This window comes from Kitasatospora sp. NPDC057512, from assembly GCF_042802135.1.
GTDB lineage: Bacteria > Actinomycetota > Actinomycetes > Streptomycetales > Streptomycetaceae > Kitasatospora.
Map to the genome: position 1 here is coordinate 1 of NZ_JBHVET010000229.1, position 11151 is coordinate 11151.

At 73.5% G+C, this 11151-nt stretch carries 10 protein-coding genes; 8 read left to right on the top strand and 2 right to left on the bottom strand.

All coding sequences use genetic code 11. The features are described from left to right. Positions 1 to 43 precede the first annotated feature (43 nt). Entirely contained in the window at positions 44 to 1333 is a 1290-nt protein-coding gene (locus tag ACFU6K_RS17145; RefSeq protein WP_380663830.1) for a cytochrome P450, read from the bottom strand. 26 nt (positions 1334 to 1359) lie between these two features. After that, on the bottom strand, positions 1360 to 2715 hold the full coding sequence (locus ACFU6K_RS17150; protein ID WP_380663819.1) for a glutamine synthetase family protein: 1356 nt from the start codon (positions 2713 to 2715) through the stop codon (positions 1360 to 1362). Between the two features lie 423 nt (positions 2716 to 3138). Between ACFU6K_RS17150 and ACFU6K_RS17155 the strand changes: the two genes are divergently transcribed. The 8 genes from ACFU6K_RS17155 to ACFU6K_RS17190 all read left to right on the top strand — a co-directional run bounded on the left by ACFU6K_RS17155 (position 3139) and on the right by ACFU6K_RS17190 (position 11044). Then, the gene (locus ACFU6K_RS17155; protein ID WP_049656520.1) at positions 3139 to 3327 is read left to right on the top strand and encodes a ferredoxin; all 189 of its coding nucleotides are present in this window, start codon (positions 3139 to 3141) and stop codon (positions 3325 to 3327) included. Between the two features lie 84 nt (positions 3328 to 3411). After that, positions 3412 to 4644, top strand: a complete 1233-nt coding sequence (locus ACFU6K_RS17160; protein WP_380663831.1) for an NAD(P)/FAD-dependent oxidoreductase — start codon at positions 3412 to 3414, stop codon at positions 4642 to 4644. A 10-nt stretch (positions 4645 to 4654) separates the two neighbouring features. Then, positions 4655 to 5461 (top strand): acetoacetate decarboxylase family protein, encoded by an 807-nt coding sequence (locus tag ACFU6K_RS17165; RefSeq protein ID WP_380663821.1) that lies wholly within the window; start codon positions 4655 to 4657, stop codon positions 5459 to 5461. A gap of 72 nt (positions 5462 to 5533) precedes the next feature. Next, positions 5534 to 6997, top strand: a complete 1464-nt coding sequence (locus tag ACFU6K_RS17170; RefSeq protein ID WP_380663823.1) for an aldehyde dehydrogenase — start codon at positions 5534 to 5536, stop codon at positions 6995 to 6997. Beyond that, complete coding sequence (locus ACFU6K_RS17175) at positions 6990 to 7931, top strand: 3,4-dihydroxyphenylacetate 2,3-dioxygenase (RefSeq protein WP_380663825.1); 942 nt, start codon at positions 6990 to 6992, stop codon at positions 7929 to 7931. Before ACFU6K_RS17170 ends, ACFU6K_RS17175 begins: the two co-directional genes overlap by 8 nt. Before the next feature lie 12 nt (positions 7932 to 7943). Then, positions 7944 to 8789, top strand: coding sequence for a fumarylacetoacetate hydrolase family protein (locus ACFU6K_RS17180; RefSeq protein ID WP_074005209.1), 846 nt, complete (start codon positions 7944 to 7946; stop codon positions 8787 to 8789). A 27-nt stretch (positions 8790 to 8816) separates the two neighbouring features. Further along, complete coding sequence (locus ACFU6K_RS17185; protein ID WP_380663827.1) at positions 8817 to 9434, top strand: TetR/AcrR family transcriptional regulator; 618 nt, start codon at positions 8817 to 8819, stop codon at positions 9432 to 9434. Positions 9435 to 9595: 161 nt separating this feature from the next. After that, on the top strand, positions 9596 to 11044 hold the full coding sequence (locus tag ACFU6K_RS17190) for an APC family permease (RefSeq protein WP_380663828.1): 1449 nt from the start codon (positions 9596 to 9598) through the stop codon (positions 11042 to 11044). Positions 11045 to 11151: the final 107 nt, after the last annotated feature.

The window sequence follows — 11151 nt, forward strand, 5'->3', positions numbered from 1 at the left end:
GTTCCCGGAACGGCGGCGGCCCGTCCGACATCGTGCGGTGGGGTCAGGCGAGGGTGACCTCGACCGGGAGCCGCTTGATGCCGTTCACGAAGTTGGAGCGCACCCGCGGGACGTCCCCGGTGAGTTCGACGCCCGCCAGCCGGGGGATCAGCTCCTCGAACATGATGCGGATCTCGGTGCGCGCGAGCAGGTTGCCCAGGCACAGGTGGGGGCTGCCCTTGCCGAAGGTGACGTGGTCGTTGTCGCGGCGGGTCACGTCGAAGTCGTAGGGGTTGCCGAAGACCTCCTCGTCGCGGTTGCCGGAGGCGAACCACATGACGACCTTCTCGCCCTCCCTGATCCGCCTGCCGCCGAGTTCGACGTCGCGGGTGGCCGTGCGGCGGAAGTGGTAGACGGGGGAGGCCCAGCGCAGGAACTCCTCCACCGCGCCGGGGATGAGGGACGGGTCCTCCTGGAGGCGGGCGAGCTGCTCGGGGTGCTGGAGGAGGGCCAGCATGGAGTGGCTGATGGTGTGCCGGGTGGTCTCGTTGCCGGCGACGACGAGCAGCAGGAAGTAGTTGTCGAAGTCCTGCGGCGAGAGCGGGACCCCGTCGCGGGGGGTCTCGTTGACCAGCCTGGAGACCAGGTCGGTGCCGGCGCCGCCGCGCCGCTGCCGGGCGAGTTCGCGGCCGTAGGCGAAGACCTCCAGCGAGGCGGGCGAACGGAACGGCAGGTCGCGGTACTTCTCGCTCTCCGCGCTGTGCAGCAGGACGTCGGCGTAGTCGGGGTCGGTGTTGCCGATGATCCGGTTGCCCCAGTCGATGAGCTGCTGGTTGTCCTCCGGGGGCACGTCCAGGAGGCGGGCGAGGACGTTGATCGGGAAGTCGGCGGAGACCTCCTTGACGAAGTCGAAGCGGCCCTTGGCCAGGGCGGCGTCCAGCGTGGTGGCGGTCAGGCCGCGCAGGAAGTCGGCGTAGCTGTTGATGACGCCCGCGCCGAACTGGCGCTGGAGGACGCTGCGCAGGGCGCGGTGGCGGACCCCGTCCAGCTCCAGGATGGAGGCGCGCTTCTTGATCTGGTCGTCGTCGACCTCCTCCAGGTTCACGAACCTCGTCGAGGTGAAGGTCTCGGCGTCCCGGTCGACGCGGGCGATGTCGGCGTGCCGGGTGACCGCCCAGAAACCGGAGTTGGGCGCCTCCTCCGGCTGCCAGTGGACCGGGTCCCGGTGGCGCAGGGTGTGGAACATCCGCCACGGGGTGACGCCGTCGGTGAAGTTGTCGAGGTCGGCCAGGTCCACCTGGTCGAGGGGCAGGGGTTCGTCGATGGCGCCGGAGGCGGGCGGCGTGGACGGCACGGTGGTCACGGTTGGTCTCCTCGGTCTCACAGGTGGTACGCGTACTCGGTGAACTCCCAGTCGGTGACGTGCCGTTGGAAGCGGGCGACCTCGTCGCGCTTGTACGAGAGGTAGGCGTCGACGAAGTCCCGGCCGAGCACCCCGGTCAGGGCCTGGTCCGCCTCCAGGGCGTCGAGCGCCTCGGGCAGGGACGTCGGCAGGAGCGCGGACCTGGCGCGGTCGTAGCCGTAGCCCTCCAGCGGGGCGGCGGGCTCCTCGCCGGCCAGGACGCCCAGCAGCGCCGCCGCGACCGTCCCCGCGATCAGCAGGTAGGGGTTGGCGCTCGCGTCCCCCAGCCGCAGTTCGAAGCGGCTGCCGGAGCCGCGCTCCGGCGGGATCCGGACCATGGCGCTGCGGTTGTCCAGCCCCCAGTCGATCAGCCAGGGGGCGAGGGTGTCGGGGCCGAAGCGCTTGTAGGAGTTGACCGTCGGGTTGGCCAGCGCCGCGAGCGCCGGGGCGTGGGCGAGGACGCCGGCCACCGCGTGGCGCGCGGTCGCGCTCAGCCCGTACGGCGCGGCCGGGTCCGCGAAGACGTTGCCGCCCGCGCCGTCCACGCAGGACAGGTGGAGGTGGAAGCCGGAGCCGCCGGCGCCCTGGAAGGGCTTGGCCATGAAGGTGGCCAACCGGCCTTCCTTGCGGGCGAGTTCCTTGACCGCGGACTTGAAGCGGAAGGCGCGGTCGGCGGCCGCCATGGCGTCGGAGTGGTTGAGGTTGATCTCGAACTGGGAGCCGTCGAACTCGTGGTTGCCGTTGGTGATGCCGATGCCGAGGTCGCGCAGCAGGCGCAGGGTGCGCAGCAGGTGGTTGTCGGCGTCCGCGCGCAGCCCCGCCGTGTAGACCACGCCGGCGGCCTCGCTGTAGCGGCGCCAGCCCTGCGGCGTCCCGGGCGCGGCGTCGCACAGGAAGTACTCCAACTCCGGCCCCACGACCGGGTGCAGGCCGTGCTCCCGGCACCGGTCGACGACCGTGCGCAGCAGGTCGCGGGGGGACTCCGGGGCGGGCCGTCCGGTGGCCGGGTCGGTGACGTCGCCGAGGCAGCTGGCGACTCCGGGCTCCCAGGGCAGGGCGGCCAGGGTGTCGAGGTCGGGGCGCACGCAGATGTCGGGCAGGCCGGCGTCCAGGCCGCCGGGGACGGGGACCACGTCGCCCTGGGGGCTGGTGTGGTAGACGGCGCGGCAGAAGGCCAGGCCGTGCTCGCAGGCCGAGGGCAGGTGGTCCAGCAGGACGTCCCGGGCCCGTTCGGTGCCGATGAGGTCGGGATAGGTCACCCGGACCACGTCGATGCCCTGGGCGGCCAGCCGCTCCAGGTGGTGGCGGACGGGCGGGATGTCGGATGCGCTCACCGGTGTCTCCTCTGGGGGAAGTGGGGCGCCTCCCCGCGTTCACGGCGTCGGGAGGGCCAGGGCGCACGGCAGTGGCGGAGTGGGGGAGGGGGCGCGGCGGCTTCGGGCTGCGGGGTGGGGCAGGACACGCTCGCTCGCTGGTGGCAAACGGTAGGGACGCCGGTCGCTCTCCCGCAAGGGGTCTGCCCCAGAAATTTATCCATCCGGATAGCTCTTGACCAGAGGCCGGCTGCTTCCTATGTTATTTGACATCAAACGTTTTGGCGGTCGCTCGTCACCGCCTTCCTCGGCGGCCATCGCCCCCCTGCCTCCGGCGTCCGCCGCCCCCTCGGCCGTGATCCGGCCCGTGCGGCCCACGCCCCCCGCGATCCCCCCGTTCCCTCCCTTTTCCGCGACGCTCCCCCACCACCAGGAGGACCGGCCATGAAGGTCGTCGTCGACATGAACAAGTGCCAGGACCACGGCCAGTGCGTCTTCGCCGCCCCCGACGTCTTCCGCTTCGACGAGGACGGACACCTCGCGTACGTCGCCCACCCCGACGAGGGCCTGCGCGCCGACGTCGAGGAGGCCGCCGACGTCTGCCCGCTCCAGGCCATCCGGATCGAGGACTGAGCCGTGACCGCACCCACCGCCGGGGCCGGCGCACCGTCCGCCGAGGCGGGCACACCGTCCGCCGGGGCCGGCGCACCCGTCGTTGTGGCCGGCGCCTCCATGGCCGGGCTGCGCGCCGCCGAACAGCTGCGCGCCGCGGGCTGGGACGGGCCGATCACCCTCGTCGGGGACGAGCCCCACATGCCGTACAACCGGCCCCCGCTGTCCAAGGAGGTCCTGGCGGGCACGGCCTCCTTCGACTCGCTCGCCCTCCGGCCCCGGGCCGGCGTCTCCGACGTGCACTGGCGCCTGGGCACCGCGGTCGTCCGGGCCGACCTCGACCGCCGGACCGTCGAACTCGACGGCGGCGAGATCCTGCCCTACCGCGCCCTGGTCGTGGCCACCGGCATGCGCGCCCGGCGACTGCGCTGCCCCGGCCCCGCCGCCGGACGGCACACCGTCCGTACGCTGGCCGACGCCCGGGGGCTGCGCGAGGCGCTGACCCGGCCGGGCGCGCGGGTGGTCGTGGTGGGGGCCGGCTTCATCGGCTGCGAGGTGGCCGCCACCGCCGTCGCGCTCGGCGCCGCCGAGGTCACCGTGGTCGACCCGCAGCCGCTGCCCATGGTCGGCCCGCTGGGCGAGCTGCTCGCCGCCTCGCTGCTCGGCCGCCACCGGCGGCGGGGCGTCCGCTTCGCCCTCGGCACCGGGGTGACCGGCTTCCGGGGCGAGGACCGGGTCACCGGGGTGGCGCTGGCGGACGGCCGGGTGCTGGCCGCGGACGTGGTGGTGGAGTCGGTCGGCTCGGTGGCCAACACCGAATGGCTCGACGGCAACGGCCTGGACCTCTCCGACGGCGTGCGCACGGACGAGCACCTGCGGGCCGGCGGGCGGCCGGAGGTGGTCGCCGTCGGTGACGTCGCCCGCTTCCCCAACGCCCGGTACGACAGCGTCCCGCGCCGCGTCGAGCACTGGTCCATCCCCACCGACACGGCCAAGCACGCCGCCAGGGTGCTCGCCGCCCACCTCACCGGCGCCGACCACGGTCTCGCGCCGTTCGCCCCGCTGCCGACCTTCTGGAGCGACCAGCACGACTTCCGGCTGCAGTCCTTCGGCGCCCCCGGCCTCGGCCGGGACGACGCGCGCGTCCTGAGCGGCTCCCTCGACGGGGACCCCGACGGGGACGTCCTGGTCGGCTACCACCGGGCCGGCCGCCTGGTCGGCGTCGTCGCCCTGGGTGGGCGGGGCGCCGCGGCGGCCGCCGCCCGCTACCGCGCCGAGCTGCTGCGGCAACCCGCCGTGGCGCGGCTCGACCTCCCACACCCCGCTCCCACCGCGTAAGGAACCCCAAGTGGCCAGTGTCCGTGGATACTTCCACCCCAAGACGGCGACCGGCGACTCGTCGCTGATCCCCCCGCCGCCGTGGCGCTACTCCGGCGACCTGCTCACCGTCGAGTACCGCACCGACCCGGCCCGGGTGCGCGAACTGCTGCCCGAGCCGCTGGAGCTCGCCGACGAGGACCCGGGCGCCGTCGCGCTGATCTGGGCCGACTGGCAGTCCTGCTCCGCCTCCGGGCGGGAGCTGCTCGACCCGGTGCGCGCCCAGTACAAGGAGGCGTTCGCCGTCGTCCGCTGCGCGTACCGGGGACGGACGTACAGCCGCTGCGCGCACATCTGGGTCGACAAGGACTTCGCGATCGCCCGGGGGCTGCACCAGGGCTACCCGAAGAAGCTCGGCTCCATCCACCAGACCCGGCCGCACCCGTACGGGCCCGCCCCGCGGATCGAGGCCGGTGCCCGGTTCGGCGCGACCCTCGCCGCCGCGGACCGGCGCCTGGCCCAGGCCGTCGTCACGCTGCGCGAGCCGGCGGAGGGCAACGGCTTCGTCAACGGCCACCCGATGCTCCACCACCGCTGGCTGCCCTCCATCGAGAAGGGCAAGGGCCTCGCCCTGGACGAGCTGGTCGAGTCCGGTGCCGCCGCCTTCGAGGCCGGACAGCCCTGGGTGGGCGACGCCGAGCTGGAGCTGTTCGAGGCGCCCACCGAGGAGCTGGCCCGGCTGGAGGTCCGCGAGCCGATCGCCGCCTACTACCGGCAGGTCGGCGTGGTGTGGGACGGCGGGCGGCTGCTGGAGTCCGGAACCTCCGGCGCCGAGTGACCCCCCCCCGCCACACCGCCCACGAGGAACCCGGAGACACGAGGAAGCCCAGGACATGAGGAAGCCCAGGACATGAGCGAACACACCACCACCGTCGCCGGGGTCGCCGTCGACACCCGGCACTGGATCGGCGGCGAACGCGTCGCCTCCGCCGGCACCTTCACCGACGTCTCGCCCGTCGACGGCGCCGTCCTCGGCGAGATCGCCCGGGGCACCGCGGCGGAGGCCGCCGCCGCCGTCGCCGCCGCCAAGGCCGCCTTCCCCGGCTGGGCGGCCACCCCGCGCGAGGAGCGGGCTCGCCTGCTGCACGCCGTCGCCGACGGCGTGGAGCGCCGGCTGGAGGAGCTGGCCGTCGTGGAGACGGCCGACAACGGCGCCCTGCTGCGCTCGCACCGCCGCGGCGTCATGCCCCGGGTCGCGCACAACTTCCGCTTCTTCGCCGACTGGCTGCTGCGGCTCGGCCACGAGGACTTCGACACCCGCGGCCACACCAACCACGTCAGCTGGGACCCGGCCGGCCCCTGCGTGCTGATCACCCCGTGGAACGCGCCGCTGATGCTGGCCACCTGGAAGGTCGCCCCGGCCCTCGCGGCCGGGAACACGGTCGTCCTCAAGCCCGCCGAGTGGTCGCCGCTGACGGCCTCGCTGCTCGCCGAGGTCACCGCCGAGGCGGGGCTGCCGGCCGGCGTCCTCAACGTGGTGCAGGGGTACGGCTCCGAGATCGGCGACGCCCTCACCTCGCACCCGGACGTGCGCCGGATCAGCTTCACCGGATCCGTGCCGACCGCCCGGCGGATCGCCGCGTCGGCCGCCGTCAACCTCACCCCGCTCAGTCTCGAACTGGGCGGCAAGTCCCCGCTGCTGGTCTTCGCCGACGCCGACCTGGACCTCGCCGTCGACCTCGCGGTGGAGCAGTACGACAACGCCGGCCAGGTCTGCCTGGCCGCCACCCGCCTCCTCGTCGAGGAGACGGTCGCCGAGGAGTTCACCCGGCGCTTCGTCGAGCGGGCCGCACGCCTCGTGCAGGGCGACCCGCGCGACGAGGCGACCGACATCGGCCCCACCGTCCACCCCCGCCAGCTGGAGAAGATCGACGGCTTCGTGCGGCGGGCGCTGAAGGCCGGTGCCCGCGCCGTGATCGGCGGCCACCCCCGGGACGGCCGGTACTACGCGCCGACCCTGCTCACCGACGTCGCCCAGGACGCGGAGATCGTCCAGGAGGAGGTCTTCGGCCCCGTCCTGACCCTCCAGGCCTTCGGCACCGAGGAGGAGGCCGTCCGGCTGGCCAACGACACCCGCTTCGGCCTGGCGGCCACCGTGGCCACCGGCGACCCGGAGCGCGCCCGGCGGGTCACCGCGCGGCTGGTGGCGGGCACCGTCTGGGTCAACTGCTTCTTCGTCCGGGACCTCCAGGCCCCGTTCGGCGGCTCCCGCCACTCGGGCGTCGGCCGCGAGGGCGGCACCTGGAGCTTCGACTTCTACTGCGACGTCAAGAACACCGTCACCTCGCCGAAGGGGTGGAACGGCCATGGGTGAGATCGTCGGGGCCGGCCTGCTCGCCCACGTCCCCACCATCGTGCTGCCCGAGGAGACCAGGCTCCGGCTGAACGAGGGCCGGGAGATCACCCTCGTCACCGGCCTGCGGCAACTGCGCCGGGAGGTCTTCGAGCGCGCGGACTACGACACCGTCGTCGTCCTGGACTCCCACTGGGCGACCACCGTCGAGTTCGTGGTCACCGCCCAGCCGCGCCGGGCCGGGCTGTTCACCTCCGAGGAGCTGCCGCGCGGCATGTGCCGGATGCCGTACGACTTCCCCGGCGACCCCGAACTCGCCCGCGCCGTCGCCTCGTTCGCCGACCGGCACGGCACCTGGATCACCCCGATCGACGACGCGTACCTGCCGATCTACTACGCCACCGTCAACCTGTGGAAGTTCCTCGGCGAGGGCCTGCCGGACAAGCGCTGGGTGACCATCGGCGTCTGCCAGACCGGCGATGCGGAGGACCACCTGCGGCTGGGCCGCGCCCTGGCCGACGGCATCGCCGCCACCCCGGGCCGGCGGGTGCTGCTGATCGCCTCCGGGGCGCTGTCCCACACCTTCTGGCCGCTGCGAGAGCTGCGCGACCACGAGTCCGGCGACCCGGCGCACATCTTCACCCCCGAGGCCCGGGCGGCCGACCGGGAGCGGATCGCCTGGTTCAAGGAGGGCCGCCACGACCGGGTCCTCGACACCATGGACGAGTTCCGGCGCCACCGGCCCGAGGCCGGGTTCGCCCACTACCTGATGATGGCCGGCGCCCTCGGCGAGCGGGCCTGCACCGCGACGGCGCGCCAGTACGGGGAGTACGAGAACTCGATCGGCACCGGCCAGGCCCACCTCTGGTTCGACCGTCCGCGGGGCGGCTGGACGGGCACCGGCCCGTCCGCCACCGTCGAGCGCGGCCCCCGCAACCCCCACAGCCTCCGCTAGAAAGGCCCCGCCATGCCCGAGTACCGCCGCATCCTGCTCGACGGCGCCGCCGTCCAGACCGTGCGCGAGGGCGACGACCTGGTGGCCGGCGACGGCCGGCGCGTCGCGGCCGAGGACGCCCACCACCTGCCGCCCGTCGTCCCCTCCAAGGTGATCGCCGTCCACCTCAACCACCGCAGCCGGGTGGAGGAGTTCCGGATCGGCCTGCCCGACAGCCCCACCTACTTCCACAAGCCGACCTCGGCGCTCAACTCCCACCGGGGCGCGGTCGTCCGCCCCGAGGGCTGCAAGTGGCTCAACTACGAGGGCGAGGTCGCCATCGTCATCGGCCGCACGGCGCGCAACGTCTCCCCGGCCGAGGCGGGGGAGTACATCGCCGGGTACACCGTGGCCAACGACTACGGCCTGCACGACTTCCGGGACACCGACGCCGGCTCCATGCTCCGGGTCAAGGGCTCCGACACCCTGTGCCCGCTCGGCCCCGGGCTGGTCACCGACTGGGACTTCCACGGCAAGCGGCTGCGGACCTACGTCAACGGCGAGGTCGTCCAGGACGGCTCCACCGACGAGATGACCTGGGACATGCACTACCTCGTCGCCGACATCGCCCGCACCATCACCCTGTACCCCGGCGACGTGCTGCTGTCCGGCACCCCGGCCAACTCCCGGCCGGTGGCGCCCGGGGACCTCGTCGAGGTCGAGGTGGAGGGCCTCGGCCGGCTCGCCAACCGCATCGTCGCCGGGCCGACCCCGGTGCGCACCGACGTGGGCGCGCAGCCCACGGAGTCGGAGGAGGTGCTGTCCACCGCCCTGGGCGGGGACTGGGAGTTCCGCGGCATCCGGCCGCCGAAGCGCTGACCGGTGCGCGCCGGTAGGGTCGATCACATGACCGATCCCGTCAAGCCCACCACCGTCGAGCGCGGCCCCCGCAAGCGCGTGACGAACTACGGGACGGGACGGACGGCCCTGCTGGACGCCGCCGTGCGCGTGGTGGCCCGGGGCGGTCTGCGCAAGCTCACCTACCGGGCCGTCGCCCAGGAGGCCGGTGTCACCCACGGGCTCGTCGTGCACTACTTCGGTTCGCGGGACGCGCTGATCGAGGAGGCGCTGACCCACGCCATCCGCTCCTCGCTGAGCGTCAGCGCGCTCGGCGTCGGCACGGGCCCCGCGGCCGACTTCGCCACCGGTCTCGCGGACATGGTCGAGTCCGGTCCCGAGGTGCAGGCCTTCCAGTACGAGCTGCTGCTGGAGGCCCGCCGCCGGCCCGAGCTGCTGCCGCACCTGCGCGGCCTCTACGAGGAGTACTTCGAGGCCAGCCGGAGCGAGTTGGGCCGGATCCTGCCCGGCCCGGTGAGCCGCGGCATGTCCCGGCTGGTCTTCGCCGCGTTGGAGGGCCTGGTGCTGCACCAGCTGGTCTTCGGTGAGCGGGAGGCCACCGAGGAGGCGCTGGCGGAGCTCAGGGGTCTGCTGGCCGGGCTGGCCGAGGAGCCCGACGGGCGCTGACGTCGCGCCGTACCACCCCCCTTTTTTCCCGCGTCCCGACCCCTTGTCAAACGGATGGCAGCGCCCCACGATGAGGCAACTCGTTTGACCTGAAACGACCTCTCCGGACCTTCCCGGACCTTCCCGGACCTTCCCCCACTTCGACCTGGCAGGTGATCCGTGTGGACAGTCGGACGACGTCCTCCGAACGGACCGAGCGGGACGCCCCCACCGCGGCCACGCTCAAACCCAACGCCCTGGGTGTCCTGGGCATCCTCTTCTTCGTCCTCTCCGGCCAGGCCCCGCTGACGGGCATCGCCGGCGCCGCCCCGATCTCGGTCGCCCTCGGCAACGGCTCCGGCACCCCCGCGGCCTACCTGGTGGCCGGGGCGGTGATCCTGCTCTTCTCCGTCGGGTTCATCGCCATGGGCCGGCACGTCGTGGACGCCGGAGCCTTCTACACGTACATCGGCACCGGCCTCGGCCGGGCCGCCGGCGCGGGCAGCGCGAGCGTCGCCCTGTTCGCCTACTGCGTCATCCAGGCGGCGATGTACGGCCTGTACGGCTCGATCGTCAGCGGGCTGGTCTCCGACCACACCCCGCTCCACCTCCCGTGGTGGGTCTACACCCTGGTCACCATGGCCGTGGTGCAGGCCCTCGGGGCCCTGGGCATCGAGATGGGCGCCCGGGTGCTGGCCGCGTTCGTCCTCGCCGAGTTCAGCATCCTGCTGGTCTTCGGCGTGGTCACCCTGGTCAAGGGCGGCGGGCCGGAAGGGCTCGGGGTAGCCGAGAGCTTCTCCCCGTCGGCGGCCCTCCAGGGCGCGCCGGGCGTCGCCGTGATGTTCGCCCTGGCGTCGATGTTCGGCTTCGAGGCCACCGCCATCTACGGCGAGGAGGCGAAGGAGCCCAGGAAGACCGTACCGAGGGCGACCTACCTCTCGGTGACCGTGGTCACCGTCTTCTTCGCCCTCACCTCGTGGATGCTGATCTCGGCGTACGGCGCTTCCAAGGCCCCCGCGGCGGCCGCCGAGGCGGTGGCCGCCGGGGACTCCGCCGGGTTCGTCTTCGCCCCCGTGGCCGACCTGTTCGGCGGCTGGATCGGCGGCGTCCTGCCCGTCCTGCTCGCCACCTCGCTGTTCGCCGGCGTCCTGACCTTCCACAACTCCGCCAGCCGGTACCTGTTCTGCCTCGGCCGGGACCGGCAGCTGCCCGCACCGCTGTGTCGGCTGAACCGGCGGCACGCCCCGGCGGCCGCGGGCCGGGTGCAGACCGCCGTCGCCGTCCTGCTGGTCGTGCCCTTCGCGCTGGCCGGCAAGGACCCGGTGCTCACCCTCTTCTCCTGGTTCAGCGGACTCGCCGTCCTGGCGATGATGCTGCTCTACCTGCTCACCTCGGTGTCCGTCGTGGTGTACTTCCGCCGCCGGCGGGTTGACACCAGGCTGTGGAACACCGTGATCGCCCCCGTGCTGGGCGCGCTCGGCATCGCCGGTGCCATCTGGCTCATCCTGGCCAACTTCACCACCCTGATCGGCGGCGAGGCCGGTACCGCGCTGTGGCTCGTCCTGTCCGTGCCGGTCGTCATGGCGCTCGGCGTGGCCAACCAGCGCATCCGGCGCCGACGCACCGGCTGACGCGCCCCCCGGTCGGCGCTTTCCGTGGTTGACGTCTTCCGCGGTTGACGATTTCCGGGGTTGACGATGTCCGCGGTTGACGCTTTCCCCGGCGCGCGCCCGCAGGC